Below are 25405 nucleotides of genomic sequence, written 5' to 3'. Positions count from 1 at the left end.
AGGCGTGCCGTCCCCCCGCACCCCGGGGGGGACGTGCCCGTCGGCTCAGGTGTGTTCGGGGGGTGTGGTCAGGCGCGTTGCAGCAGGGTGACGACGTGGTCGCTGACGCCGGCGAGCAGGCTGGACGGTTCGATCGGCGCTCCGGCCACGGCCGAGAACAGGGCGGGCAGCCCCGGCAGCGGGAAACCGTCGTCCTTGGCGGCCGCGGCGCCCACCGCGTTCTTGTCCAGCGCCGTCCGGCTGCGCTCCCAGGCGTCGAGCACCTCCTCCGGCGACGGCACCCCGAACCCGTGCCCGACGGGCGCCGCGTGCCGCAGCCGGACGAGCGGCGTCTCGGCGAAGGTCAGCGCGGTACGGGCGCGTACCTGCAGGTCGGCGCGGGGCTCGGGGGCGATCCAGTCCATGGCGGTGCAGGGGTTGCGGCAGGTCGCGACGCAGACCGCGAGCGCGCCCGCCAACTGGCTGTGCTGCCGGTCGAAGTAGGCCCGCCAGCCTTCCCCGGGTTCGACCGACACCCGCAGCGTGCGGTTCGTGGCCGACTGCTCGGACTTGGTGTGGTCGCACTCACGGTCGCCGATCACGCCGAACCTGCTCCCGGGCGCGCTCAGCCCGGCGGGCCAGCGGGCAGGATCGCCGGCGTGGCCGAGCTGCGGCTCGAACGCCAGCAGCGGCAGGTACTCGCTGGCGATGTGCACAGCCGCGATCATGGGGCTCAGCTCCCGCCGGTGCCAGCGGACGGCGATCACCTCGAGCAGCAGGCCGTAGGCGGGCTTGAGCGACTCCAGGGCTCCGCGCGGCTGCTCCCGCGGCGTCTGCGGCATGTGGCAGGCGCGGGCGAGCCGGCGCAGGTCTGCCGGTACGGACCTGGCCTCGGCGGCGAAGTCCTCGGCGTCGAGCGAGAGCAGCCGCTGCCCGAACTCGCACACGTCGGAGATCTCGGCCGTGGGGGCGAGCGCTCCCAGATCGGCGAAGGCGTACCGGCGGGCGAGGGCGATCAGCAGCTCACGAGTCGAATCCACGCGAAGACTTTCTCACGATCTTGCAGCAGTCACGGACATGGGGCACGTCCGCACCAGACGTCCCGAAGCGGTCACCGGCTCGGGGCGCGTACGCCCTGAGCGCCCTGAAGCAGCCACGGGCTCGGAACGCGTGGGCGCCGGGCGTCCTGGAGTGGTCACGGACGTGGGGTGCGCACGCACAGGACGCACAGGACGCACAGGAAGCTTCGGATTGGTCACGGACACGGGGTGCGCACACGTCAGACGTTCCGGAGCGGTTACGGCTACGGCCCGCCCACGCACCGGACGGCCCGAGGTGGTTACGGGCATGGGGCGCGTACGCATTGCACGTCTTCGGGCGGGCTGGTGACCGTGGGCTCGTCCGTGGGCTCCTCAGGGGGCTGGGTAGGCTCCTGTGTCGGCTCGGGCTCCGAGGTGGTCACGGTCGGCGTGGGCTTCGGCGAGACGGTGGGCGTGGCGCTCGGCGTGGTGGGGGCCACGGTCGGGCCGGGGGTCGCGCTGGTGGTGCCGCTCGGCTTGGCGCTCGGCACGGCCTTGGTCGGCGGCGCGGGCTCCTTGGTGGTGTGCTCGGGGCTGCTCGGGCTGTGGACCTGCGTGGTCTCGTCGGCAGGCGGGAGCACCTGGCCCGTGCTGGCGGGCTCGGCCGGACGCAGCCACACCGACCCCGCCACCGCGGCCGACACCACGACGGCGGCCGCCATCGTGGCCAGGGCCGTCAGCGTGCGACGCCGGCGGGAGCTGCCGCCGGCGGGGGCCGACGGCATGGTGAGCGGCGAGCCGGGGTCGGCCGCGGGCATGACGCCCGTCGGCTGAAAACCCGGATGGGACCCCGTAGGAAGGCCCGAGTGGGGGTCCGTGGGAAGACCTGTGTAGGAGCCGGTGGGGAGGCCCGTGTGGGAGCCCGTCGTGGGCGGGGTCGCCGGAGCGGCGGTGAGCGGCGGGCCGGGCAGGGCCGCGCCGGTGACCGACGCGCGGGCCGCCCGCGCCATGTCGGACGCCGACGACCAGCGCTGCGCCGGGTCCTTCTGCAGCGCCCGCGTCACCACCTGGCGCACGGCCGGCGGCAGGTCGGCCGGCGGCTCGGGCACGGGCGCGTTGAGATGCTTGAAGATGATCTGCACAGGGGTGTCCCCCTGGTACGGCAGCCGCCCGGTCAGGCACTCGTAGGCCACCACGCCCAGCGCGTAGACGTCGACCGCGGGGGTGACCTCGTTGCCCGCGGCCATCTCCGGTGCGCAGTAGGCGGCCGAGCCGAGCATGGTGCCCGTGGCAGTGAGATGGCCGGCCGAAGCGGAGTGGGCGACACCGAAATCGGTCAGCGCGACCTGCCCGTCGGGCCGGACCATGAGGTTGGCCGGCTTGACGTCGCGGTGGACGATGCCCTGGGCGTGGGCCGCGGCCAGCGCGTCGCCCACCTCGGCGACCAGGCGCATGGCCTCCTGCGCGCCGAGCGGGCCGCGCCGCAGCACCCGGTCGAGCGACTCGCCCCGGACGTATTCCATCACCAGGTAGCTGACCCGGCGCCCGTCGGCCTCGTGGACGCCGTAGTCGTAGACGCCGACCACGCCGCGGTGCCTGAGCGTGGCCATGGCCCTGGCCTCGTTCTGGAAGCGCTGGGTGAAGGTGGGGTTCTCCGACAGGGCGGGCATCATCACCTTGACCGCGACGGCCCGGCCCAGCACGAGGTCGTCGGCACGCCAGACCTCGCCCATGCCGCCACCGCCGAGGCGGTCGGCCAGCATGTAGCGGTCGTTGAGCGTGGTACCGGCGCCTAGCACGTACTTGAGGCTAACACCCGGTCTCCGTGCTCAGGCCGTATTCGCCGCAGCGCGAAGCCAGGTCCCCGCCGGGTGTGGCGGGGACCCGGACGGATCAGGCCGACGCGGCGTCGGTCTCGCGGTTGCGCAGGGCGCGGCTGACGCCGTCGGCGCCCTCCAGGATCAGCCTACGCAGGGCCTGCGGCGGCTGCTCGGCGGCCAGGAAGTCCTGGGCCGCCTTGACCGTGGCGGGCTCGATGAGCAGCGCGGGGAAGCAGTTCATGGCGAACGTCGAGGCCTTCTCGAACGTCCACTCGCGGTAGACGCGTCCGACCTCGGCGAAGTACTTCTCCCGGTACGGCTCCAGCAGCTCGGCGTGGTGGGCGTCCTGGAAGCCGGCGATGGTGTTGCGGGCGATGTGGTTGGCCAGGTCGCCGCCCACGATCCGGTCCCAGGCCGCCGCCTTGGCCTCGGCCGTCGGGATCGCGGCCCGGCACAGCGCGGCCGACCGCTCACCCGTCGCCGTAGGGTCGCGCTCCAGCTCGGCGGCGATGTCGGGCTCGCCCAGCCGGCCGCCGGAGACCAGCGCGGCCACCAGCGTCCAGCGCAGGTCGGCGTCGACGGTCAGGCCCTCGGGCACGCCGGTGCCGTCGAGGATGGCCTGCAGCAGGTCGAGGTCGGCGCCGGCGACCGCCACCGGGGCGAACGCCTGGAGGAAGGCGAGCTGGTGGTCGGAGCCGGGCGCGGCCGAGCCGAGCAGCGAGCGCAGCTCGGCGGCCAGCAGCGCCTCGCCCTCGGCCCGCCAGGCCGGGGCGGCGTACTGCTGGACGGCCTGGCGCGCCTGGCGCAGCACCGCCTGCAGGACCGTGATGTCGGAGACCGTGCCCGCGCCGGAGATGACCAGCCTGACGTAGTCGCGGGTGGACATCTCGCCGTCGCGGGTCATGTCCCAGGCCGCCGACCAGCACAGGGCGCGCGGCAGCGACTCGGTGAAGGCCGCGATGCCGCCCTCGACGAGCGTGCGCAGGGAACGCTCGTCCAGCCTGATCTTGGCGTAGGTCAGGTCGTCGTCGTTGAGCAGCACCAGGTCGGGCTGCTCGGCGCCGACCAGCTCGGCCACGCTGGTACGGGCGCCCACCACGTCGAGCTCGACCCGCTTGGTGCGGGTGAGCACGCCGTCGGCCAGCGAGTACAGGCCGATGGCGATGCGGTGCGAGCGCAGCGTCGGGTAGTCGGCCGGGGCCTCCTGGAGCACCTCGAAGGAGGTGAAGCGGCCGTCGGACACCTCGAAGGAGGGCCGCAGCGTGTTGACCCACGCGGTCTCCAGCCACTCCTTCGACCACGACGACAGGTCGCGGCCCGAGGTGCGCTCAAGGGCGGCGAGCAGGTCCTTCAGCTCGGTGTTGCCCCAGGCGTGCTCGGCGAAGTAGTCGCGCACGCCGGCCAGGAAGTTGTCCAGGCCGACGTAGGCGACGAGCTGCTTGAGCACCGAGGCGCCCTTGGCGTACGTGATGCCGTCGAAGTTGACCTCGACCGCCTGCATGTCGGGGATGTCGGCGGCGATCGGGTGGGTGGAGGGAAGCTGGTCCTGGCGGTAGGCCCAGGACTTCTCCACGTTGGCGAACGTGGTCCACGCGCCGTTGCCCCAGCGGGTGGCCTCGGCCTGGGCCAGCACGGACACGTACGTGGCGAAGGACTCGTTCAGCCACAGGTCGTCCCACCAGCGCATGGTGACCAGGTCGCCGAACCACATGTGGGCCATCTCGTGCAGGATCGTCTCGGCGCGCCGCTCGACGACCGCGTCGGTCACGCGGGAGCGGAAGACGTAGTCCTCCAGGAACGTCACGCAACCGGCGTTCTCCATCGCCCCGGCGTTGAACTCGGGCACGAAGAGCTGGTCGTACTTGGTGAAGGGGTAGCGGACGCCGAACACCCGGTGGAAGAAGTCGAAGCCCTGCCTGGTGACCTCGAAGAGGTTGTCGGCGTCGAGGTGCTCGCCGAGCGAGGCGCGGCAGTAGAGCCCGAGGGGGATGCCGTCGTGCTCGGAGGTGACCTTGTAGTACGGCCCGGCCACCAGCGCGGTGATGTACGTCGAGATCACCGGCGTCGGCTCGAACTCCCAGCGCCTGGCCGCCTGGACGCCACCGTGGCGCCCGGACTGGCCTTCGAGGTCCTCGACCTTGGCCGCGGCGCCGTTGGAGACGACCTCCCAGTCGGCGGGGGCCAGCACGGTGAGCTGGAAGACGGCCTTGAGGTCGGGCTGGTCGAAGCAGGCGTACATGCGGTGGGCGTCGGCCGTCTCGAACTGGCTGTGCAGGTAGACCTTCTGGTCGACCGGGTCCACGAAGCGGTGGAGACCCTCGCCCGTGCGCATGTAGCTGCAGTCGGCGTCGACCAGCAGCTCGTTGGACTCCGCCAGCGAGGGGAGCGGGAAGCGGCCCTTTTCGGCGTCGTAGGAGGAGACGTCGAGGTCGGCGCCGTTGAGGGTGACCTTGCGCACGTTGGCGCCGTGCAGGTCGATGAAGGTGGAGGCGCCCGGGCTGGTGCTGGTGAAGCGCACCGTCGTGACGCTCTCGAAGCGCTCGTCCCCCTCCGTCAGGTCGAGTGCGACCTCGTACGACTCGACCTTCAACAGCCGGGCGCGCTCGCGAGCCTCGTCCCGGGTCAGGTTGCCTGCCAAGTTGCGCTCCTTTTCACCACTTCGTTGTAGTTTGTCGGTATCCTGCCACGCCGGGAATAGGACCTCGACACCCTCAGGTTATGGCCCCACGTGACTGAGAAGATTCCCGTGGACCTGTGGTTCGATCCTTTCTGCCCTTTTGCCTGGGCGACGTCACGATGGCTTCTCGAAGTGGAGAAGGTACGCGCCATCGAGCCGCGCTGGCACGTCATGAGCCTCAACGTCCTCAACGAGGGCAAGGACGTGCCCGACTCCTACCGTGAGGCCATCGTCAGGGCCATCGAACCCGTCCGCGTGGTGGCCGCCGCGCGGGCCGCGCACGGCGACGAGGTCGTCGGCCCGCTCTACACCGAGCTCGGCACGCGCCTGCACAACGAGCGCGGGATGAAGGACCTCAGCCGCCTCGGCGAGCTGATCGAGGACTCCCTGGAGGCGATCGGCCTCAGCCGCGACCTCGCCGCCGCCGCCCACTCCACCGAGTGGGACGACGCCGTACGCGCCTCCCACCAGGAGGGCATCACGCTGGTCGGCCAGGACGTCGGCACCCCGGTCATCCGCGTCGGCGCCAACGCCTTCTTCGGCCCCGTGATCACGTCCATCCCGAAGGGCGAGGACGCGGGCAGGCTGTGGGACGGCGTGCTTCTCGTCACCGAGTTCGAGGACTTCTTCGAGCTCAAGCGCACTCGTACCAGACAGCCCACCTTCGACTAGATATGTCGTCCCTGCCGGGGTAAGACTCATACCCCGGCGGTAGGTTCTCGGGCGCGCGGAGGATGAGGAATCCCCCTCTGCTCGATCCGTGGTCTCGCCAGCCCCACGACGTGCACGCGAGGATGGCCCCATGCGCCAGCTGTATATCGGCGGTTCCTGGAACGCCTCTACGTCAGACGAGTCCATCGAGGTCGCCAACCCGGCCACGGAGGAGATCATCGACCGGGTGCCCGCGGGCACCCCCGACGACGTCGAGGCGGCGGTGACGGCGGCGCGTGAGGCGTTCCCGGCCTGGTCCGACACCTCGGCGGCCCAGCGCGGGAAGCTCCTCGGCCACGCGGCCGAGCTGCTCAAACAGCGTGCCGAGAGCGTCGCGGCGACGATCGCCACCGACATGGGCGCGCCCCTCGGCTTCGCGCTCAAGGTGCAGACGCTGATGCCCGCCGCCGTCCTGTCCTCCTACGCACAGCTGGCCGAGAGCTACCCGCGCGAGTCACGCATCGGCAACTCGCTGCTGGTCAAGGAGCCGATCGGGGTCGTCGCGGCCATCACGCCCTGGAACTACCCGCTGCACCAGATCATCTGCAAGGTCGGCCCCGCGCTGGCCGCCGGCTGCACGGTGGTGCTCAAGCCCAGCGAGGTGGCACCGCTGGCGGCGTACGCGCTGGCCGAGATCCTCGACGAGGTGGGCCTGCCGCCCGGGGTGTTCAACCTGGTCAGCGGGCGCGGCCCGGTCGTCGGCGAGGCGATGGCCGCCCACCCCGACGTGGACATGGTCTCCTTCACCGGCTCCACCGTGGCCGGCCGCCGGGTCGCCGCGCTCGCCGCCGAGACCGTCAAGCGGGTGGCGCTGGAGCTCGGCGGCAAGTCGGCCAACATCATCCTGCCCGACGCCGACCTGGCCACGGCCGTCAAGGTCGGCGTGGCCAACTGCTTCATCAACGCCGGCCAGACCTGCTCGGCCTGGACCCGCATGATCGTCCACCGCGACCAGTACGACGACGCCGTCCGCCTGGCCGTCGAGGCGACCCGCAAGTACACCGTCGGCGACCCCTTCGACGAGGGCACCCGGGTGGGGCCCCTGGTGTCGGCGGCCCAGCGCGACCGGGTGGTCCGCTACATCAACCGGGGCCAGGAGGAGGGCGCCAGGCTCGTCGCCGGCGGCACCGAGCGCCCCCGCGAGCGCGGCTTCTACGTCGAGCCCACGGTCTTCGCCGCAGTCGAGCCGGGCATGACGATCGAGCAGGAGGAGATCTTCGGGCCCGTGCTGGCGCTGATCCCGTACACGAGCGAGGGCCAGGCCGTGGAGATCGCCAACGACACGAGGTACGGCCTGGCCGGCGCGGTGTGGTCGGGCAGCCAGGAGCGCGCGGTCGCCGTCGCCCGCAGGCTGCGCACCGGCCAGGTCGTCGTCAACGGCGGCCAGTTCAACCCGCTGGCCCCCTTCGGCGGCTACAAGCAGTCGGGCGTGGGCCGCGAGATGGGCGAGTTCGGCCTGGAGGAGTACCTGGAGATCAAGTCGATGCAGCTGTAGACCCCGGCCCGCCGCGGCCTACGCGCGCAGCATGATCCTGCGGGCCTCGTCCTTCGGCAGGCGGTCGACGTACAGCCTGCCGTCGAGGTGCTCGGTCTCGTGCTGGAAGCAGCGCGCCAGCGACCCGCGGGCCTTGATGCGCACGGGCCGCTGCAGCCGGTCGACGCCCTCGACGGTGACGCCCGCGGCCCGCGCGACGGGGGCGTAGATCGGCGTGCGGGTGCGGCGGTCGGGCACCGACAGGCAGCCCTCCTCGTCGGAGACCTCCTCGGCGTCGTCGACGGTCAGCACGGGGTTGGCGACATGGCCCTTGCGCCCGGCGATGTCGTAGACGAACAGCCGCCGCGACACGCCGATCTGCGGACCGGCCAGGCCCACGCCGTTGACCGCGTACATCGCCTGGAACATCTCCTCGATCAGGCGGCGCAGCTCGCGGTCGAAGTCGGTGACGGGCTCGGCGGGCGTGCGCAGCACCGGATCGCCGATGACGCGGATCTCACGCATGCGTCTCCACTTTCGTAAGGACTGGGGAACGGTAGGGGTCCTTACTCTAGCCAGCGAGTGGGATCGGCGGGGCTGTGGAAGACTGGACGGGTGCGTGTCTACATCGGTGCCGACCATGCCGGCTATGAGCTCAAGAACCACCTCGTGTCCTGGCTCAAGGACCACGGCCACGAGGTGACCGACTGCGGTCCCTTCGTCTACGACGCCGAGGACGACTATCCGGCGTTCGTCCTGCGCGCCGCCGAGGGCGTCGGCGGCGACCCCGGCAGCCTGGGGGTGGTGATCGGCGGCTCGGGCAACGGCGAGCAGATCGCGGCCAACAAGGTGCGCGGCATCCGCGCGGCCCTGGCCTGGAGCGAGGAGACCGCCTCGCTGGCCCGCGAGCACAACAACGCGAACGTCGTCAGCATCGGCGCGCGCATGCACACGACCGAGGAGGCGACCAGGTTCGTCGAGGTCTTCCTGACCACCTCCTTCTCCGGCAGCGAGCGCCACAGCAGGCGCATCGCGCAGCTGACCACCTACGAGACGATCGGCCAGCTGCCCTCGCTGCCCTAGGTCTTGCGCCTGGCCTCGCGCCGGGGCGTCTCGTCGCGCAGGGGCCGCCGGTCGGCGGCCTCCTGCTGCTCCTTCGACGGCCTGGACACGTCGCGGGCCCGCATGGCGATGGTCGCGGTGATCTGCAGACTTTGCAGGGCCATGCTCAAGAGCCTACGTCGTGTGTCTCAGAACACCAGCCCGGCCAGCGGCTTGGGGCTCCACGCCATGGCCGCGGCCAGCGCCCGCACCGCGCCCGGCGTGTGCTCGCGCAGCAGGCCCGCGCCGAGCTGCGCGCCGAGCAGGCCGTCGCCCAGGTACGCCGAGCCGAGCGCGGACACCGGCACCGTCAGGTGCGGCTCGTCGTCCACCGGCTTGCACTCCGCGCCGGTGGTGTCGGCGGTGAGCCGCCGGCGGCCGGCGTTCCACGGGCACACGTCGTCCTCGATCTCGATCACCAGGTCCACGGGGGCCGCGTAGGCGCGGGCGGTCAGGGCCCGGTCGACGTCCACCAGGCGTACCCACAGCTCGTCGGACCAGGTCGCGCGCAGCTGGCGGGAGTCGGCGAGCAGCGCGATCAGGGCGTCGTCCACCGGCCGGGCTTCCGCCTCCAGCCTGGTGATCAGGTCACGGTCCAGCATGTCGCGCCACAGCAGGGCGTAGGCCGCCGGATCGGTCGCCTCCAGCTCGAACACCCGCAGCTCGCCGCTGGGCACGCCGTTGGCGTCCCACGCCGACTTGGTGCGGAACAGCGCGTAACCGCGCACCTCCTGGTCGTCCTCGGCGAGCACCGCGCGCAGCGAGCCCCAGCCGCCCCTGTCGTGCTCCTCGTCGGCCAGGAAGGCGTCCCAGACGTGCCGGGTGCGCTCGTACCGGCCCGGACGCCGGGTCACGACGGCGGCGAACACCTTCTCGAAATCGGCCCTGGCCTCGGTGGGGGAGACCACCCTGAGCCGGAGCGCCGGGTCGGTGGGGGCGTCCCGCACGAACGCCGAGCGGTGCTTGTCAATCTTGTACGACAGTTCGCTGGCCGCTCGTCCGTACCCGAACCTGCCGTAGATCAGTGACTCGGAGGCGTAGAGGGCGGCCACCGACTCGCCGCGGTCGCGGATGTCGGACAGCTGCCGGCGCATCAGCGCGGACAGCACGCCGCGGCGGCGGTGCGAGGGAAGCACGCTGACCGCGGTCACCCCGCCCACGGGGATCTGGCGTCCGCCGGGGACGGTCATCGTGAGGCTGAAGACGGACGTGACGCCCGCCATGGTGGTGCCGTCGAAGGCGACCAGGGTGCGGTCGAACTCCGTTGCCGCCTTGTACCGCTCGTCCTGGGTGGGATGCGGCGTCCAGCCGAACCCCTCTGCGAGCACGCCGGCGAAGCCCGGCCACTCGGATTCGTCAATGGGACGGATCGGATAGGTCATCCGTCCACGGTAGGAGCGGGCAAAGGGGGACGGCCACCCAATATCCGTGCTTAATGATCAAGGCCTTGGTCAAGTGGGCTGCCCAAACAGGGGTCAGACCGATACAGTCACACGCATCATGAGTTCCCGTCCGGCGCCGTTGATTCCGCCACGGGTCCGTGCGGTCCTGGTGCGGGTGCCGTTCCTGGTGTCCGCCGTCCGGTTCGTCCGGAGAGGGCCGCTGGCCCGTGACCGCAACCTGCTCATCACCTTGACCGTGCTCTCGCTCGTCATCGGGCTGCTGGCGGCGAAGGTGTCCACCGAGTGGTTCTCGCCGTCGCTGCTCATCCTGGTCACCCTGATCGGCGGGCTGCAGCTGCGGCTGCGCAGCCTGGTCAAGCTGCTGGTGGCGGTGGGCGTCGCGCTGACCTACGTCGCGGCCACGCTCGGGGTGGCGCGGGTGGGGCTGGGGCTCACGGTGACGATCGTGTTCACCACCGTGCTCGCCGTGCTCATGGCCCGTACCCGGGGCAAGCTCGGCGTGCAGGGGCTGCGCGGCGACGCGATGCTGCTGGAGCTGCGCGACCGGCTCAGGAGCCAGGGCGAGCTGCCCCCGCTGCCGAAGGACTGGGGCGGCAAGGTGGTGCTCAAACAGGCCGGGGGCTCGTCGTTCGGCGGCGACTTCCTGGTCTCCATGCGCGACGGCGACTCCGTGGAGATCGCCCTGGTCGACGTCTCCGGCAAGGGCGTCGACGCCGGCACCCGCGCGCTGCTGCTGTCGGGCACGTTCGGCGGGCTGCTCGGCTCGGTCGACGACTTCCTGCCCGCGTGCAACGCCTACCTCCACCGCCAGCGCGGCGACGAGGGCTTCGTGACGGCCGTGCACGTACGCCTCGACCTCGCCACCGGCGACTACACGATCACCTCGGCCGGCCATCCGCCGGTCGTGAAGCTCGACTCGGGCACCGGCAACTGGCAGGTCGCCTCGGCCAAGGGCGTGGTGCTCGGCGTGGTGCCCGACCTCCACTGCGAGCCCGACAGCGGCACCCTGCGCAAGGGCGACGCGCTGCTGCTCTACACCGACGGCCTGATCGAGCAGCCGGGGCGTGACATCGACGCCGGCCTCGACCGGCTGCTCGGCGAGGCGGAGCGGCTGCTGCCCTCCGGTTTCCGGGACGGCGCGAGGGCGCTGGTCAACGCGATGTCCTCGGGCCACAACGACGACTGCGCGCTGGTGTTGATCTGGCGTCCGTAGTGACGTTTCACACGGGTCAGGTCGTGATGGCGGTCACTGGCAACGGGTTCGGCGGGCTGAGATCATTCGACTGTTCGGGTCCCGGCGGAGCGGCGCGGCTCCACCGGGCCCGTCATCTCGTCCGGTCCCGCACAACGAGCCGCTACAACGAGCCGCTACAACCAGCCGCTGTCGCTGGCGATGCGCACGGCGTCCAGCCGGTTGCGGGCGCCCGTCTTGCACATGATCCGCGACAGATGGTTGCGCACGGTGCCGACCGACAGGAACAACTGGTCGGCGATCTCGGTCGATCTCGCCCCGCCCGCCGCGATGCGCAGCACGTCGAGCTCCCGCCGGGTGAGCGGGTTGGCGGCCGACTGCAGGGCCGCCACCGCCAGCTCCGCCTCCACCGCCCGCCCGCCCGCGGCGACCTGGCGCACCCCCTCGGCCAGCCGCTCGGGCGCCACCCGCAGGCTCATGAACCCCAGAACGCTGCCGTTGAACGCCCTGCGCACCTGGCCGGGGCTCGGCCGGGCGGAGAGGATCAGCACCGAGCAGCGGGGGACCTGCTCGGTCAGCTGCGTGGCGACCGGCAGGCCCGGCAGGTCGAGATCGACGATCGCGACGTCGGGCGCGCTCGACCGCGCGGCCGGCAGCACACCGTCGGGGCTGCCCGTCTCGGCGACCACCCGCAGGTCGGGCTCGGCTTCGAGCGTGGCCTGCAGACCGCGTCGCACCAAGGGCAGGTGTTCGGCGATGAGTATGCGGATCAAGACGTCCCCCTCCATCGTCTCCCAGGGTGATCGGCTGATCGCTTACTGTCAATGCGGTCCGTTGGTTCACCAAAGTGCGGGCAAGCCCGAGGGATGTGCTGAGTTCGACTAGTCTGGGAACGTCGAGACCGTCTGTCTGCCTGGAGCGCGCGTAGATGAACTGGCTCTTTGTCGCCGGGATCCTTCTGTTCCTGGTGGGGTTGATGGTCTCCGTCGGCCTGCACGAGGTGGGCCATCTCGTGCCGGCCAAGATCTTCGGCGTCCGGGTCACCCAGTACATGGTCGGCTTCGGCTCGACGGCCTGGTCCATCCGCAGGGGCGAGACCGAGTACGGCATCAAGTGGCTGCCGCTCGGCGGCTACATCCGCATGATCGGCATGCTGCCGCCGCGTCCCGGTGACGCCCCCGGCAGGCTGCGCAGCGCGTCGACCGGGCCGTGGCAGGGCCTGATCGAGACCGCCCGCGAGGCCGCCATGGAGGAGGTGCGGCCCGGCGACGAGGACCGCGTCTTCTACCGCAAGAAGTGGTGGCAGAAGATCATCATCATGTCGGGCGGCCCGGCGATGAACTTCGTGCTCGCCTTCATCTTCTTCAGCATCCTGCTGGTCGGCATCGGCCTGCCCAAGACCGCCCCGATCGTGTCGCCCGACACCAACACGTGCGTGATCCCCACCACCGAGGTGCGCAAGACGTGCGCGCCCACCGACGAGCGCACCCCGGCCGCCAAGGCGGGCGTCAAGGTCGGTGACCACATCGTCTCCCTCGACGGCCAGAAGATCGCGACCTGGCAGGACGCCACCCGCCTGATCCGCGGCCACGGCGCCGGCCCCGTCAAGCTGGGCATCGTCCGCGATGGCAGGCCGATGACGCTCGACGTCACCCTCATCGCCCGCGACATGGCGAACCCCACCGACGAGACCAAGATCGACAAGGGCGTCGGGTTCCTCGGCGTCGTGCCCTCCCAGGTCTTCGAGCAGCAGAGCATCGGGCAGGTGCCGGGCTACATGAGCGACCTGACCGGCCGCGTCGTGGGCTCGATGGTCAACCTGCCGGCGAAGATGGTCGGCGTCTGGAACGCCGCCTTCTCCGGCGACAAGCGCGACCCCGAGGGCCCGGTCGGCGTGGTGGGCGCGGGCCGGCTCGGCGGCGAGATCCTGGCCTCCGACATGTCCAACAAGAGCAAGCTGTTCACCTTCGTCAGCCTGCTGGCCGGGTTCAACCTGGCGATCGGCCTGTTCAACCTGATCCCGCTGCTGCCCCTCGACGGCGGCCACATCGCGGGCGGCCTGTGGGAGGGGATCAAGCGCGGCTACGCCAAGATCCTGCGCCGCCCCGAGCCCCGCTACGTCGACATCGCCAAGGTGCTGCCGCTCACGTACGCGATGGCGTTCGTGCTGATCATCATGGCCGGTCTGCTGGTCTACGCCGACCTGGTCAACCCCCTCACGCTCGGCTGACCCGGCCGGCGCGGCACGGGCGGGCGTTACCGCGCCTGGCGCACCCCGCGACGCCAGACCTCGGCGATGTCGCCGACGGCGGTGACGTCCCGGGTGGCGTCGCCCTCGACCAGCACCAGGTCCGCGCGCAGACCGGGGGCGATCCGGCCGCGGTCGGCCAGCCCGAAGTGCCGGGCGGGCACGCTGGTCGCGGCGGCCAGCGCCTCCTCGGCGCCGAGCCCGGCCTCGGTGAGCAACCGCAGCTCGCGGTGCAGCCCGGCGCCGTGGGCGGGCACGAACGGCGTGGCGTCCGTCCCGGCGAGCAGCGGCACGCCCGCGCGGCGCAGGGCCCGCAGCGCGCCGACGGCGTTGGCGGAGCTGCCCGGACGGGCGCAGTCGGCGGTCTCGACGTGCTGAGCCGTGATCGCCTCGAAGTAGGCCAGCGTGGTCACCACGAAGACCCCCTGGTCGCGCACCCGCCCGGCCAGGCGCGGCGAGGCCGGGTCGTCCGGCGTCAGGTCGGTCCACACGTGAGCCAGGCCGTCGACGCCGGCGTCGAGCGCGATCCCCACCTCGGCGGCGGTGATCGCGTGCGCGATGACCAGCAGGCCCGCCTCGTGCGCCGCCGCGGCCAGGGCGGCGGCGACCTCCGCCGTCATGACGGGGAGGTCGGCCCCGTGCACGGCGCCGTCGTCAATGACGATCTTGAGGTAGTCGGCCCCCTCGGCCAGCCTGGCCTGGACGAACGCCGGCGCCTGCGCCGGGTCGGAGACGAAGTCGAGCGCCGTGACGTCGAGCCCGTCCAGGACGGTGCCCGCCAGGGCCGCCAGCAACTGGGTCGGGTGCCCGCCAGGAGCGGTGGCCAGCGTGCCGGCGCTGCGCAGGTCGGCCACGTCGTCGTTCTCGGCGGCCAGCCGCCGCTGCCCGGCGAGGATCTGCGGCAGGCAGAACATGTCGAGCTCGGTGGTGACCCCGTACCGCAGGGCCTGGGCCAGGCTGCCGTCGAACACGTGGGTGTGCGCATCGATCAGGCCGGGCAGCAGCGTCCTGCCCGTGCCGTCCACCTCGGCGTCGGCCGGGCGGCCGGCCCCGCTGCCGACCGCGGCGATCAGGCCGTCCTCGATCACCACGTCGGCCGTCGCGATGGTGTGCTCGCCGTCGAACACCCTGACGTCGCGGATCACTGTACGCATTCCAAGCTCTCCCTTGTGAGTCGTGACGCCACCACAGAGGGGCAACCGGCCGGGAACTGTGACATGAGTGGCATAGATCACGCTTGATGCCTTCATGTCACAATCGCCACGCGTCAGGACTCTTCGGTTGCGACAGACGAGGAGGCGCGCCATGACACCGACCCCGCGGCACCCCGCCGACGCCGCCACCGAGCAGTTTCTCGGCTACCGGGAACTGCTGTTCTCGGTGGTCTACAACATGCTCGGCAGCGTCGCCGACACAGAGGACGTGCTTCAGGAGGTATGGCTGGCCTGGTCCGCCCGGCACCGCAGGCCGGACGCCGGACCGGTGGAGAACGTCCGGGCCTACCTGGTGCGGATCGCGGTGAACCAGGCGCTCGCCCGGCGGGCGGACCTGAGCCGCCGGCAGGAGACCTACGTCGGCCCCTGGCTGCCGGAACCGCTGGTCACGGCCCCCGACAACGCCGGAGGCGCCGCCGAGGGCGGGGAGTCGTTGTCGATGGCGGTTCTGGTCGTGCTGGAGACCCTGTCACCGCTGGAACGAGCGGTCTTCGTGCTGCACGAGGTGTTCGGTTTCAGCCACCCGGAGACGGCCGGCATCCTCGGGCGCACGCCCGCGGCGGTCCGGCAGCTCGCGGCCCGCGCGCGCCGCCACGTCCACGCGCGCCGTCCTCGTCACCGGACCCAGCCCGACGTCCACGCCGAGGTGACCGAGCGGTTCGCCGCGGCCGCCCTCGGCGGTGACCTGCGGGCCCTGCTGGAGGTGCTGGCGCCGGAGGTGACCCTGTGGACCGACGGCGGCGGCAAGGGACCGGCCACCAGCCTGCACCCGGTCCACGGCCGGGACCAGGTCGCGGCGGTGTTCATGTCCGTCGCCGCGACGCTGACCCCGGGCGCGGTGGACCTGCGCTACCGGCGGGTGGCCGGCGACCCGTGCGCGCTCGTCTTCTCCGGTGACGGGCCGCTGGCCGTGGTCGTCGTCGATCTCACGCCCGAGGGCGACCGGATCGCCGCCGTCTACTCCGTCACCAACCCCGACAAGCTCACCGGCATCCGCTGAGCCGCCGGTCCGCGGCTAGTTCATCGAGATGTGCACGTGGTCGTAGTGGTTCTCGGTGATGCTGCCGCGGTCGGACATCGCGCGCCAGCCCGAGCCCTGGTTGATGCGCTGCTTCCAGATCACGTACTTGACGCCCAGCTTGGCCTTGTTCTTCAGCGCCCAGTCGGCCAGCCGGTCGCCGAGGGCGTTGTTGACGGCGCTCGGCATGGTGCCGCCCGTGCTCATCATGAAGTCGCAGGCCCGGCCGAGCGGGTGCTCGCCGCTGGAGCCGGACCGGAAGCAGCCCACCTCGTACGGCAGCGAGAAGTTCTTCTGCACCTGCGCGCGCATCAGCCGGGTGCGCGGCGTGATGTTGTCCGAGCCGGCCGGCAGCTCGGGCGCCCAGCTCCCGTCGGACTTCTTGCCCGGCCCGAACGGCACCAGGTCCTGGAGCTTCTTCTTGATGTCGTCGATGACGTCCTGGGCGTCGTCGCGCTGCTCGGCCACCTCCGCCGTGCCCGCCTTCAGCTCCGTCGCGAGCGCGGCGGCGGCCGTGGCGGCCTTCTTCTGGTCGTCGCGGGCCTTGGCCACGCTGTCCACGACCGCCTGCTGCTCGGCGGTGAGCTGTTCGAGCACGGCCGCGCCGCCGCCGTCCGGGGTCATCATGAACGCCGGCAGGGAGGTGTCGCCGTTCTGGTAGCGCAGCCGGGCGATCTCGGCGACCCGCTGCTCGGCCGTGGCCAGCGCCTGCTCGGCGGCGGCGAGCCGCTGCTGGGCCGCGGTGGCGGCCTGCTGGGCCTTGGCCAGCTCGACCCGCTTGAGGTTGTACGCCTCGATGAGCTTGTCGACCTTGCGGTTGAGCTCCTTGAGCTGGGCCCGCAGCTGCGCCTCGGACGGCTTGGGCGCGGCCGCCACGGCGGCTGCCCCGGAGACCGAGGCCGCGGCCGGATGGACGAGCAGGGCGGTGGCGGTGATGAGACCGACGGCAAGACTCGCGGGGGACGAAGCCGCCACGTGGTTGTTCCTCTCCCTCTGCCGGCCGGGTTAGCTGACGGGTTCGGGCACGGGAGCAGTCCCTACCACTTGCGCGGATTCACCCCGGATGCGATGGGTCCCCGGCTCCCGGGCAACACGCCCGGGATTAGGCGTACAACGACCGTTATGGCCGATGTCTAACGGGATATTAGTGGTAGATCACGAGTCATGCGACTTTAATGAGAAACCAATTAGTGATCAATTCGTGATCGCAACATGCGTGCCGCCTCCTCCGGCAGCACGTCGTTGACGAAGGCCCCCATGGCCGACTCCGAGCCCGCCAGGTACTTCAGCTTCCCGGGCGCCCGCCTGATGCTGAACAGCTCCAGGTGCAGGTAGGCCAGCTCACGGCCGTACCGCACCGGCGCCTGGTGCCAGGCCGAGATGTACGGCATCGCGACCCCGAACAGCGCGTCGAGCGCCCGCAGCACCGAGGTGTACAGCGGCGCGAACGCGGCCCGCTCCTCCTCCGACAGCGCCGCCAGGTCGGGCACCTGCCGGTGCGGATACACGTGCACCTCGAACGGCCAGCGCGCGGCGGCCGGCACGAACGCCGTCCAGAGCTCGTTGGCGGCCACCACCCGCGTGCCGGCGGCCTGCTCGGCGGCCAGCACGTCGGCGAACAGGTTGCCACCCGTGTGCCGAGAGGCGGCCCCCAGCTGGAGCTTGGTGCGCGGGGTCACGTAGGGATAGGCGTAGATCTGCCCGTGCGGGTGGGGGAGCGTGATGCCGATCTCCTCGCCCCGGTTCTCGAAGCAGAACACCTGCTCGACGCCCTCGATGCCGGACAGCTCGGCCGTGCGGTCGGCCCACGCCTCCATGACCAGCCTGACCTGGGCGTTGGAGAGCCTGGAGAAGGAGGAGGAGTGGTCGGAGGTGAAGCACACCACCTCACACCGCCCGACACCCGGCCGCACCTCACTCAGGCCGCCGACATCCCCGTAAGTCCCAAAATTTCCGGAGAAAGAGGGGAAGCGGTTCTCGAACACCACCACGTCATAGTCATGGGCCGGGATCTCCGACGCCCGCGTGGCGGACGACGGGCACAACGGGCACTCGTCGGCCGGCGGCAGGAACGTCCGCGTCTGCCGGTGGCCGGCGATCGCGATCCACTCCTCGGTCAGCGGGTCGTAGCGCAGCTCGGAGGCCACCGGCCGCGGATCGAGCGGCCGCCGGTCGATCGCGCTCCGGTCGGCGTCGTCGCGCCGGTCGAAGTAGATCAGCTCTCGGCCGTCTGCCAGGTGGGTGATGGTGCGCTTCAAGGCGTGCCCTCCGCGATGATCAGTTCTCCGGCCCGTTCGGCCAGCTCGGTGCGTGCTTCCTCGGGCAGCCCCGCGTCGCTGATGACCACGTCGGCCTCGGTCAGCTCGGCGATCGTGCTGATGCCGACCGTGTTCCACTTGGTGTGGTCGGCGGGGACCACCAGGCGGTGCGCCGCGGCCACCAGCTCCCTGTCGGTCTCGGACTCCAGCAGGTTGGGCGTGGTGAACCCGGCGCGCAGGCTCATGCCGTGCACCCCGAGGAAGAGCGTGTCCACGTGCAGGCGGCGGATGGCCGCCACCGCCACGGGGCCGACGAGCGCGTCGGAGGGCGTGCGCACGCCGCCGGTCAGCACGACCGTGCGGTCGGCGCGCGGGTTGCGGTGGAAGACGTCGGCGACGGGGATCGAGTTGGTGATCACGGTCAGCTCGGGCACCGCGACGAGGTGGTGGGCCAGCGCCCATGTGGTGGTGCCGGCGGAGAGGGCCACGGCGGTTCCCGGCCGGACGAGGGTGGCCGCGTGCCGCGCGATGGCCTCCTTCTCCTGCTGCTGGCGGGCGGACTTGGCGGTGAAGCCGGGCTCCTCGGTCGAGCCGGGGCCGAGGGCCGTCGCGCCGCCGTGGACCTTCTCCAGCAGCCCGCGCTCGGCCAGCACCTCAAGGTCGCGGCGTATCGTCATGTCGGAGACGCCGAGCTCGCGCACGAGGTCGGCCACCCGGACGCCGCCGCTGCTGCGTACGCGTTCGAGGATCGTCTGCTGACGCTGCTGTGCGAGCACGCCCACCCCTTCCAACAGATTCCACCAAATTATGACACGAGATTGTTGAGGAATGTTAGGTCACGGCGTATCGCTTGTGCGGCCCGCGGGCAGGGGAGACCTTGAAGGTCACGATCCCGACCGCTGGAGGTGAGCCCATGGCGAAGCGTGCACGCAAGGGCAGGGGGCGCAAGAAGAAGAAGGCGAACCACAGGAAGCGCCCGAACGCGAACTGAACACGGGTGGCCGCGGATCTCGCGGCCACCCGTGTCATCTCAGCCGGGCAGCTCGGTGAGCGCCTGGTCGAGGCGCTCCTGCGGAAGCGAGTAGTCCTCCAGTTCGCCGGCCAGATGGCGGTCGTAGGCGGCCAGGTCGAAGTGGCCGTGCCCGCACAGCGCGGTGAGGATCACCTTCTCCTCGCCGCTCTCCTTGCAGCGCAGCGCCTCGGCGATGGTCTCGGCCAGCGCGTGCGTGGGCTCGGGGGCCGGGACGATGCCCTCGGTCCGCGCGAAGCGCACACCCGCCTCGAAGCACTCGCTCTGGGTACGGGTCACCGCCTCGAACAGCCCCAGCTCGTACATGTGGGACAGCAGCGGCGCCATGCCGTGATAGCGCAGCCCGCCGGCGTGGATCGGGTCGGGGACGAAGGAGTGCCCGAGGGTGTGCATCTTCAGCAGCGGCGTCAGCCCGGCGGTGTCGCCGAAGTCGTAGGCGTACACGCCGCGGGTGAACGACGGGCAGGCGGCCGGCTCGACCGCCCTGAATCGGGTGCCGATCCGTCCGGCCAGCTTCTCCCGCAGGAAGGGGAAGGCCAGGCCGGCGAAGTTGGAGCCGCCGCCGGTGCAGCCGATGACCAGGTCCGGCAGCTCGGGCAGCTGGGCCAGGGCCTCCTCGCCGATCACCGTCTGATGCATGAGGACGTGGTTGAGCACCGAGCCGAGCGCGTACCGGGCCTCGGGGTTCGCGGCGGCCACCTCGACCGCCTCGCTGATCGCCAGCCCCAGGCTGCCGGGGGAGGCGGGGTCGTCCGCCAGGGCCTTGCTGCCCGCGCCGGTGAGGGGGGAGGGGCTGGGGTGGACGGTGGCGCCGTACACGCGCATGAGCGAGCGCCGGTACGGCTTCTGGTCGTAGGACGCCCGAACCATCCAGATCCGGCATTCGACGTCGAACTGGGCGCAGGCGAACGCCAGAGCCGACCCCCACTGTCCCGCGCCGGTCTCCGTGGTCAGCAGCCGCACGCCCTCCTTGGCGTTGTAGTACGCCTGCGGCACGGCGGTGTTCGCCTTGTGCGACCCGGCCGGTGAGACGCCCTCGTACTTGTAGTAGATGCGGGCCGGCGTGTCGAGGGCCTTCTCCAGCCGGTGCGCCCTGATCAGCGGTGTGGGTCGCCACAGCCGGTAGACGTCGATGACCTCCTTGGGGATGGGCACGTAGCGGTCGCCGCTGACCTCCTGCGCGATGAGCTCCATGGGGAACAGCGGCGCGAGGTCGTCCGGCCCGACGGGACGGCGGGTGCCGGGATGCAGCGGCGGCGGAGGCGGCACGGGAAGATCGGGAACGATGTTGTACCAGTTGCCAGGGATCACCGTTTCAGTTTGAGCCGCCACTGTGGGCCGTCAAGGGTCTGGACACGGACACGTTCCTTCTTTACCTTGGTTGAATCAGTTCACAGGAGGAGCATATGAAAATCGATGCGGTCGTGTGCGACATCGGCGGGGTGCTGGAGCTGACGCCGTCCCTGGGCGTGACGGCCAGGTGGGAGGAGAAGCTCGGCCTGCCCGCCGGGCACATCGACGCCCGGCTGGAGCCGACCTGGCTGGCCGGGGCGGTCGGCGAGATGACGGAGGAGCAGGCCGGCGCCGAGGTGACCAAGGTGCTCGGCGCGCACGCCGGGGCGTTCATGGACGACGTCTGGACGGAGTACCTCGGCACGCCCAACACCGAGCTCATGGCGTACCTGGGCGCCCTGCGTCCGCGCTACCGCACAGGCCTGGTGAGCAACAGCTTCGTCGGCGCCAGGGAACGCGAGCAGGCCGCGTACGGCTACGCCGGCCTGGTGGACCACATCGTCTACTCGCACGAGGCGGGAGTGCGCAAACCGGATCCGCGCATCTACCTGACGGCCTGCGACGCCCTCGGCGCCGACCCCGCCGCCACGGTGTTCCTCGACGACCACGAGCCGTACGTCGAGGGCGCCCGCGCGGCCGGCCTGCACGCCGTGCGCTTCACCTCCAACGCCCAGGCGATCGCCGAGCTGGACGCGCTGCTCGGGCTCAGCCGTCCGTCAGCACCGCCGGCCGGTCCGGATGGTCGGCCCTGACCACCACGTCGGCGGCCCGCTGCGGGCGCGCCTCGCGTTCGTACCGCTCGTAGGCCGTCAGCCGCCACCGCTCGTCCTGCGGCGTGCGCCGCGCCAGCGCCCCCGCCGACAGCCACACGTGCACGCTCACTTCGAACGGCAGCCCCCGTCCCAGCAGCAGCGTGCCGTCCACGAGCACCACCCCGCCAGGCGCCAGCTCCCGGTACGGCAGCCGGTACGCGCGATCGATCCCGCTGTCCCACAACGCCGGCAGCACCCGCCCCGAGCCGCCCGGCTCCAGGGGTTCGAGCACCTCGCGCAGCAGGCCCTTGACGTCGAGCCAGTCCTCGTAGAAGACGTCGGGATCGGTCCGGCCGTGCTCCAGCCGGAGCGAGGCCGGCCGCAGGAAGTCACCCGCCGACACCCGCAGCACGGGCCTGCCGCGCAACCGCAGCGGCGCGACCAGCTTGTCGGCCAGCGCGCCGGGCCCCGCCGCGGGCGCCCCGTCGACCGCCACCCGCACCCAGGCGTCCTTGGGCCGCGCGGCGACGAGCTCGGCCAGCTCCTCGACGAGCGCCTCCCGGGAGATCGGACGTGCACGCATCGACGCCAGCCTACGCCCCCGAAGATCACAAAAGGCCAGGCCCCCGCCGCCCCCGCGCGGGTGCGGCGACGCAGCCGCAAGCTCCCCGGTTGTGCCCGTGCCAGGATGGCCGCATGGACCACTGTGGGCCTGTGCCGGACGAAGGCATCTCACTCCTCGTCGGTCGTGAAGTGTCAGCAGTCTGTTTCGTGCGGGATCACGTTGAGCTGCATTTCGACGATGTGATCCTCCGGGCCCTCGCCGATCCGTTCGGTTTGTACGGATGCCGGGGCTGGCGTTTCCCGCACGGCGACGCACCTGTGGTCATGCGCCACTACATCGGTCACGTGATCGACGGCTACGAGATGATGCCGGCCAAGCTCCTGGCGGTTGATTCCGGCGAGCATCGGTTCGCGATCCCGCTGGGCGAAGATGCCCGTGTCGGTCAGGAGGCCGCACATCTCGTCGTCCCCGAGAACGCGGCCCGCGACGGGCGGCACGGCATGTGGATCTGGTGAGGGCACCGCCCTGAGTCTCGTCATCGCAGAAGGACAAGATCGGATAACAGTGCGGCCCAGGCTCGGGATCATCTCCCGGACCTGGGCCTTCGTGCTTGGAGCGGACGACGGGAATCGAACCCGCGTAGCTAGTTTGGAAGACTAGGGCTCTACCATTGAGCTACGTCCGCGCGAACCGGTCGAACTCTGGTCTAGACTTCATCCGGTCGTCAGGGCGTAAGCGTACCGGAGTCACGGACCGCATGCGCACCCGGCGAGGCGGGGCGTGGCGCAGCTTGGCAGCGCGCTTGCTTTGGGAGCAAGAAGTCGCAGGTTCAAATCCTGTCGCCCCGACCAGGTCATCGGCCCCCTCCGACGCGGAGGGGGCTTCTTGGTTCGCGGACCCGGACGAAGCGCCCCTTAAGGTCGAGGCGTGACAGACAATCGTGTGCCCCCACCCCTCACCGGCGACGAACGGACCGTGCTCGGCAACTGGCTCGAATGGCATCGCGGCACGCTGGCCGTCAAATGCGCCGGTCTGACCGACGAGCAGCTCAGGCTCCGCTCCGCCGAGCCGTCCGCCATGTCGCTGCTCGGCCTGGTCCGGCACCTGGCGCACGTGGAGCGCGTCTGGTTCCGCCGTGTGCTGAACGGCGAGGACATCCCCCGCCTGTGGAACAAGGACGTCGACAACGACGCCGACTTCAACGACGTGGACGACGCCTCGGTGGAGGAGGCGTTCGCCACCTGGCAGGACGAGATCGAGCGCGCCCGTGCCATCTCGGCCGCCAAGCCCCTCGACGCCGTGGGCGACCGGAACGGCCAGGACTGCACCCACCGCTGGATCCTCGTCCACATGATCGAGGAGTACGCGCGCCACAACGGCCACGCCGACCTGCTGCGTGAGCGCATCGACGGCGCCACCGGCGAGTAGCGGCCAGGCCGGGGGCTCAGCCCTCTTCGGAGCCCTCTTCGGCGCGGAACAACGCCCACACGGCCTTGCCGCCGCGGTCGAGCGGGTCCCAGCCCCAGCACTGGCTGTAGGTCTCGACGATGTAGAGGCCGCGCCCGTTCTCGGAGATGAAGTCCGGCTCCTTGCGGCGCGGCACCTCGTCGCTCGGGTCCGCCACCGCCAGCAGCACGTGCGGCGACACGCGCATCAGCAAGAGCTCGATCTCCCGCCGGCCGGCCGCGTACATCGCGTACCTCACGGCGTTCGTCACCAGCTCGGACACCACGAGCGCGGCGTCGTCGCTCAGCTCGTGCAGGCCCCATCCCCGCAGCGTGGAGCGGGTCACGTCCCTGGCGGTCTTCACCGAGTCGGCCTGGAAGGGCAGCGGGCACGCGGTCGTGTTCGGCTTCCCGCCCTTGAGCAGGTGGTCGAACCCCACCTCACGGGTGATCTGCAGGCAATCGGCAGTGGCCAGAGGATCCTCCACCATGCCGCCGATACCTCCCCGTAGCCCTCGGTTTAGTGCATGTTTGGCCCACAATGCACTAAGCCATCATGGGTCACGAACGCGGCGGCTGCAAGACCCAAATGCACGTGCAGCTGCAATGTGCAACAGCATGCGCCTTTTGGGGCAAATCTCTCCTAATCGGACACGAGGTTGAGACCTTGTCATACCCGGCAATGTGGTGTCACTGTGTGTGCGGACCTTGATAGGAGGCAAAGTGACGCAGAACCAGCCGGGTTCCGGGCCGACGGCGCTGCGCATCCTCCTGGGCTCCCAGCTGCGAAAGCTCAGGGAGGCGAAGAACGTCACCCGCGAGGAGGCGGGGCACCTCATCAGGGGCTCCGAATCCAAGATCAGCCGCATGGAGCTGGGCCGGGTGGGGTTCAAGGAACGTGACGTCTCCGACCTGCTCACCCTGTACGGCGTCGTGGACCCGCAGGCGCGAGCCGCCGTCCTCGACCTGGTGGCCACCGCGAACGAACCCGGCTGGTGGCACCGGTTCAACGACGTCCTGCCCACGTGGTTCCAGGCGTACGTCGGCCTTGAGGAGGCCGCCGCCCGGATCAGGACCTACGAGGTCCAGTTCGTGCCGGGACTGCTGCAGACCAAGGAGTACGCCCGGGCGGTCGTCACTGCCGGAGCGGCGGGCATCGCGGCGGAGGAGATCGCCAGGAGGGTCGACCTCAGGCTCGAACGCCAGCGCATCTTCGACCGGCCGGACGGTCCCGTCTTCTGGGCCGTGATCGACGAGGCGGCGCTGCGCCGGCCCATCGGCGGCGTCGAGGTCATGCGCGCCCAGCTCGAACACCTCATCGACCTCATGCGGCAGCCCAGCATCACCATCCAGATCATGCCGTTCAGCTTCGGCGGCCACAGCGCCGAGGGCGGCGCCTTCAGCATCCTGCGCTTCCCTGACCGCGACCTGCCCGACGTCGTCTACGTCGAGCAACTGGCCAGCGCCCTGTACCTGGACAAGCGTGAGGACGTGGACCGATACACGGAGGTCATGGAGCGGCTGTGCGCCGTGAGCACCACTCCTGATGAGACGATCGATCTGCTGCGGACGATCGCCGAGGAGTTCTGACGGCGACGGCGTCGTTGTTCGGTACGCATCTGCCCTAGACTGGCCATCGGCGTTGGATCCCGCCGTGGCGGAGCATGCCCAACGCCGCTCATGTGGGCGCGGCGCGTGAGCCGTACCGAATGGACGCGCCCGCGATCACTCGTAGCTTGATCAAGGAGACCATTCCGTGAAGACCGCTGTCGAGGAGCTCAGCCCGACCCGGGTCAAGCTCACCGTCGAGGTGCCGTTCGAAGAGCTGCGCCCGAGCATGGATGCGGCGTACAAGAAGGTCGCGCAGCAGGTGCGCGTCCCCGGGTTCCGGCCTGGCAAGGTTCCGGCCCGCATCATCGAGCAGCGCTTCGGCCGGGCGGTAGTGCTGGAGGAGACCCTCAACGACGCGGTGCCCAAGCTCTACGGCCAGGCCGTCGACGAGGTCGACGTGTTCCCGGTGAGCCAGCCCGACATCGAGGTCACGAAGATCGACGACGGTGAGCAGATCGAGTTCACCGCCGAGGTCGACATCCGGCCCAACTTCGAGGTGCCCGACTACCAGGGCGCCGAGATCACCGTCGACTCCGCCGAGGTCTCCGACGAAGACGTCGACGCCCAGCTCGACTCGCTGCGCCAGCGCTTCGCG

At 70.9% G+C, this 25405-nt stretch carries 26 protein-coding genes, 2 tRNA genes and 1 riboswitch; of the genes, 13 read left to right on the top strand and 15 right to left on the bottom strand.

Annotated elements, in window-relative coordinates:
- Positions 1-68: 68 nt before the first annotated feature.
- From ACWEJ6_RS31945 to pepN, 3 genes are all read right to left on the bottom strand, one after another.
- Complete coding sequence (locus ACWEJ6_RS31945) at positions 69-1019, bottom strand: hypothetical protein (RefSeq protein WP_452428610.1); 951 nt, start codon at positions 1017-1019, stop codon at positions 69-71.
- 299 nt (positions 1020-1318) lie between these two features.
- Positions 1319-2797 carry a protein kinase domain-containing protein gene (locus ACWEJ6_RS31940; protein ID WP_452428608.1) on the bottom strand — a complete coding sequence of 493 codons (1479 nt, stop codon included), beginning with the start codon at positions 2795-2797 and terminating at the stop codon, positions 1319-1321.
- 94 nt (positions 2798-2891) lie between these two features.
- Positions 2892-5456 carry an aminopeptidase N gene (gene pepN, locus ACWEJ6_RS31935; protein WP_452428606.1) on the bottom strand — a complete coding sequence of 855 codons (2565 nt, stop codon included), beginning with the start codon at positions 5454-5456 and terminating at the stop codon, positions 2892-2894.
- A 90-nt stretch (positions 5457-5546) separates the two neighbouring features.
- Between pepN and ACWEJ6_RS31930 the strand changes: the two genes are divergently transcribed.
- Both ACWEJ6_RS31930 and ACWEJ6_RS31925 read left to right on the top strand, forming a co-directional pair.
- Positions 5547-6167: a mycothiol-dependent nitroreductase Rv2466c family protein gene (locus tag ACWEJ6_RS31930; RefSeq protein ID WP_387679107.1), complete on the top strand. Its 621-nt coding sequence runs from the start codon at positions 5547-5549 to the stop codon at positions 6165-6167.
- 130 nt (positions 6168-6297) lie between these two features.
- Positions 6298-7701, top strand: a complete 1404-nt coding sequence (locus ACWEJ6_RS31925) for an aldehyde dehydrogenase family protein (RefSeq protein ID WP_387679110.1) — start codon at positions 6298-6300, stop codon at positions 7699-7701.
- 18 nt (positions 7702-7719) lie between these two features.
- Here the strand turns inward: ACWEJ6_RS31925 and def are convergent, their stop codons facing one another.
- Entirely contained in the window at positions 7720-8205 is a 486-nt protein-coding gene (def, locus tag ACWEJ6_RS31920) for a peptide deformylase (protein ID WP_352360448.1), read from the bottom strand.
- Positions 8206-8295: 90 nt separating this feature from the next.
- Here def and ACWEJ6_RS31915 point away from each other — a divergent pair, with 90 nt between their 5' ends.
- Positions 8296-8763 (top strand): ribose-5-phosphate isomerase, encoded by a 468-nt coding sequence (locus tag ACWEJ6_RS31915; RefSeq protein ID WP_352323623.1) that lies wholly within the window; start codon positions 8296-8298, stop codon positions 8761-8763.
- Here the strand turns inward: ACWEJ6_RS31915 and ACWEJ6_RS31910 are convergent.
- Positions 8760-8906 (bottom strand): hypothetical protein, encoded by a 147-nt coding sequence (locus ACWEJ6_RS31910; RefSeq protein WP_352360444.1) that lies wholly within the window; start codon positions 8904-8906, stop codon positions 8760-8762. The two genes, ACWEJ6_RS31915 and ACWEJ6_RS31910, sit on opposite strands and share 4 nt — an antisense overlap.
- Before the next feature lie 24 nt (positions 8907-8930).
- Positions 8931-10163 (bottom strand): GNAT family N-acetyltransferase, encoded by a 1233-nt coding sequence (locus ACWEJ6_RS31905; RefSeq protein ID WP_387679117.1) that lies wholly within the window; start codon positions 10161-10163, stop codon positions 8931-8933.
- A 118-nt stretch (positions 10164-10281) separates the two neighbouring features.
- Here ACWEJ6_RS31905 and ACWEJ6_RS31900 point away from each other — a divergent pair, with 118 nt between their 5' ends.
- Positions 10282-11397, top strand: a complete 1116-nt coding sequence (locus tag ACWEJ6_RS31900; protein WP_352323620.1) for a PP2C family protein-serine/threonine phosphatase — start codon at positions 10282-10284, stop codon at positions 11395-11397.
- Positions 11398-11552: 155 nt separating this feature from the next.
- On the opposite strand, the gene ACWEJ6_RS31895 is transcribed toward ACWEJ6_RS31900, so the two are convergent.
- The gene (locus ACWEJ6_RS31895) at positions 11553-12149 is read right to left on the bottom strand and encodes a response regulator transcription factor (protein WP_352360440.1); all 597 of its coding nucleotides are present in this window, start codon (positions 12147-12149) and stop codon (positions 11553-11555) included.
- Positions 12150-12304: 155 nt separating this feature from the next.
- Between ACWEJ6_RS31895 and ACWEJ6_RS31890 the strand changes: the two genes are divergently transcribed.
- Positions 12305-13606 (top strand): M50 family metallopeptidase, encoded by a 1302-nt coding sequence (locus ACWEJ6_RS31890; protein ID WP_364336208.1) that lies wholly within the window; start codon positions 12305-12307, stop codon positions 13604-13606.
- Between the two features lie 26 nt (positions 13607-13632).
- Here ACWEJ6_RS31890 and ACWEJ6_RS31885 read toward each other — a convergent pair whose 3' ends face one another.
- Positions 13633-14778 (bottom strand): amidohydrolase family protein, encoded by a 1146-nt coding sequence (locus ACWEJ6_RS31885; protein ID WP_452428601.1) that lies wholly within the window; start codon positions 14776-14778, stop codon positions 13633-13635.
- A 151-nt stretch (positions 14779-14929) separates the two neighbouring features.
- Between ACWEJ6_RS31885 and sigJ the strand changes: the two genes are divergently transcribed.
- Positions 14930-15838, top strand: a complete 909-nt coding sequence (gene sigJ / locus ACWEJ6_RS31880) for an RNA polymerase sigma factor SigJ (protein ID WP_452428599.1) — start codon at positions 14930-14932, stop codon at positions 15836-15838.
- 15 nt (positions 15839-15853) lie between these two features.
- On the opposite strand, the gene ACWEJ6_RS31875 is transcribed toward sigJ, so the two are convergent.
- The 3 genes from ACWEJ6_RS31875 to ACWEJ6_RS31865 form a co-directional block, all read right to left on the bottom strand.
- The gene (locus ACWEJ6_RS31875; protein ID WP_452428597.1) at positions 15854-16831 is read right to left on the bottom strand and encodes a coiled-coil domain-containing protein; all 978 of its coding nucleotides are present in this window, start codon (positions 16829-16831) and stop codon (positions 15854-15856) included.
- 5 nt (positions 16832-16836) lie between these two features.
- Positions 16837-16975: riboswitch (cyclic di-AMP (ydaO/yuaA leader) on the bottom strand.
- 68 nt (positions 16976-17043) lie between these two features.
- A complete protein-coding gene (galT, locus tag ACWEJ6_RS31870) occupies positions 17044-18114 on the bottom strand; it encodes a galactose-1-phosphate uridylyltransferase (protein ID WP_364336200.1) in 1071 nt (356 codons plus the stop codon).
- On the bottom strand, positions 18111-18890 hold the full coding sequence (locus ACWEJ6_RS31865; RefSeq protein WP_387679129.1) for a DeoR/GlpR family DNA-binding transcription regulator: 780 nt from the start codon (positions 18888-18890) through the stop codon (positions 18111-18113). Before ACWEJ6_RS31865 ends, galT begins: the two co-directional genes overlap by 4 nt.
- A 137-nt stretch (positions 18891-19027) precedes the next feature.
- Here ACWEJ6_RS31865 and ACWEJ6_RS31860 point away from each other — a divergent pair, with 137 nt between their 5' ends.
- A complete protein-coding gene (locus ACWEJ6_RS31860; protein WP_387679150.1) occupies positions 19028-19105 on the top strand; it encodes a 50S ribosomal protein bL37 in 78 nt (25 codons plus the stop codon).
- Positions 19106-19144: 39 nt separating this feature from the next.
- Here the strand turns inward: ACWEJ6_RS31860 and ACWEJ6_RS31855 are convergent, their stop codons facing one another.
- Positions 19145-20476 (bottom strand): TrpB-like pyridoxal phosphate-dependent enzyme, encoded by a 1332-nt coding sequence (locus tag ACWEJ6_RS31855; protein WP_452428595.1) that lies wholly within the window; start codon positions 20474-20476, stop codon positions 19145-19147.
- A gap of 74 nt (positions 20477-20550) precedes the next feature.
- Here ACWEJ6_RS31855 and ACWEJ6_RS31850 point away from each other — a divergent pair, with 74 nt between their 5' ends.
- Positions 20551-21189 (top strand): HAD family hydrolase, encoded by a 639-nt coding sequence (locus tag ACWEJ6_RS31850; RefSeq protein WP_452428593.1) that lies wholly within the window; start codon positions 20551-20553, stop codon positions 21187-21189.
- Here the strand turns inward: ACWEJ6_RS31850 and ACWEJ6_RS31845 are convergent.
- On the bottom strand, positions 21143-21772 hold the full coding sequence (locus ACWEJ6_RS31845; RefSeq protein ID WP_452428591.1) for a uridine kinase: 630 nt from the start codon (positions 21770-21772) through the stop codon (positions 21143-21145). The two genes, ACWEJ6_RS31850 and ACWEJ6_RS31845, sit on opposite strands and share 47 nt — an antisense overlap.
- 131 nt (positions 21773-21903) lie before the next feature.
- On the opposite strand from ACWEJ6_RS31845, the gene ACWEJ6_RS31840 reads away from it, so the two are divergent.
- Entirely contained in the window at positions 21904-22269 is a 366-nt protein-coding gene (locus ACWEJ6_RS31840) for a hypothetical protein (protein WP_452428589.1), read from the top strand.
- 96 nt (positions 22270-22365) lie between these two features.
- Here ACWEJ6_RS31840 and ACWEJ6_RS31835 read toward each other — a convergent pair.
- Positions 22366-22439, bottom strand: a tRNA-Gly gene (locus ACWEJ6_RS31835).
- 89 nt (positions 22440-22528) lie between these two features.
- On the opposite strand from ACWEJ6_RS31835, the gene ACWEJ6_RS31830 reads away from it, so the two are divergent.
- Both ACWEJ6_RS31830 and ACWEJ6_RS31825 read left to right on the top strand, forming a co-directional pair.
- Positions 22529-22605, top strand: a tRNA-Pro gene (locus ACWEJ6_RS31830).
- A gap of 76 nt (positions 22606-22681) precedes the next feature.
- The gene (locus tag ACWEJ6_RS31825; RefSeq protein ID WP_358294638.1) at positions 22682-23182 is read left to right on the top strand and encodes a DinB family protein; all 501 of its coding nucleotides are present in this window, start codon (positions 22682-22684) and stop codon (positions 23180-23182) included.
- A 16-nt stretch (positions 23183-23198) separates the two neighbouring features.
- On the opposite strand, the gene ACWEJ6_RS31820 is transcribed toward ACWEJ6_RS31825, so the two are convergent.
- Positions 23199-23690, bottom strand: coding sequence for an ATP-binding protein (locus ACWEJ6_RS31820; RefSeq protein WP_358294636.1), 492 nt, complete (start codon positions 23688-23690; stop codon positions 23199-23201).
- A gap of 232 nt (positions 23691-23922) precedes the next feature.
- On the opposite strand from ACWEJ6_RS31820, the gene ACWEJ6_RS31815 reads away from it, so the two are divergent.
- Positions 23923-24789 (top strand): helix-turn-helix domain-containing protein, encoded by an 867-nt coding sequence (locus ACWEJ6_RS31815; protein ID WP_352360394.1) that lies wholly within the window; start codon positions 23923-23925, stop codon positions 24787-24789.
- Positions 24790-24955: 166 nt separating this feature from the next.
- On the top strand, positions 24956-25405 hold a 450-nt coding region (locus ACWEJ6_RS31810), incomplete at its 3' end, for a trigger factor (RefSeq protein ID WP_452428586.1).

The sequence above is a fragment of the Nonomuraea sp. NPDC004702 genome, assembly GCF_053601695.1.
Note: the sequence above shows the minus strand (reverse complement) of the source record. Positions and strands in the feature narration are given on the sequence as shown.

Coding starts and splice junctions, on each gene's coding strand:
- ACWEJ6_RS31905 (WP_387679117.1), bottom strand. CDS start 10,163: ATGACCTATCCGATCCGTCCCATTGACGAATCCGAGTGGCCGGGCTTC.
- def (WP_352360448.1), bottom strand. CDS start 8,205: ATGCGTGAGATCCGCGTCATCGGCGATCCGGTGCTGCGCACGCCCGCC.
- sigJ (WP_452428599.1), top strand. CDS start 14,930: ATGACACCGACCCCGCGGCACCCCGCCGACGCCGCCACCGAGCAGTTT.
- ACWEJ6_RS31910 (WP_352360444.1), bottom strand. CDS start 8,906: ATGGCCCTGCAAAGTCTGCAGATCACCGCGACCATCGCCATGCGGGCC.
- ACWEJ6_RS31885 (WP_452428601.1), bottom strand. CDS start 14,778: ATGCGTACAGTGATCCGCGACGTCAGGGTGTTCGACGGCGAGCACACC.
- ACWEJ6_RS31820 (WP_358294636.1), bottom strand. CDS start 23,690: ATGGTGGAGGATCCTCTGGCCACTGCCGATTGCCTGCAGATCACCCGT.
- ACWEJ6_RS31925 (WP_387679110.1), top strand. CDS start 6,298: ATGCGCCAGCTGTATATCGGCGGTTCCTGGAACGCCTCTACGTCAGAC.
- ACWEJ6_RS31900 (WP_352323620.1), top strand. CDS start 10,282: ATGAGTTCCCGTCCGGCGCCGTTGATTCCGCCACGGGTCCGTGCGGTC.
- ACWEJ6_RS31890 (WP_364336208.1), top strand. CDS start 12,305: ATGAACTGGCTCTTTGTCGCCGGGATCCTTCTGTTCCTGGTGGGGTTG.
- ACWEJ6_RS31850 (WP_452428593.1), top strand. CDS start 20,551: ATGAAAATCGATGCGGTCGTGTGCGACATCGGCGGGGTGCTGGAGCTG.
- ACWEJ6_RS31860 (WP_387679150.1), top strand. CDS start 19,028: ATGGCGAAGCGTGCACGCAAGGGCAGGGGGCGCAAGAAGAAGAAGGCG.
- ACWEJ6_RS31845 (WP_452428591.1), bottom strand. CDS start 21,772: ATGCGTGCACGTCCGATCTCCCGGGAGGCGCTCGTCGAGGAGCTGGCC.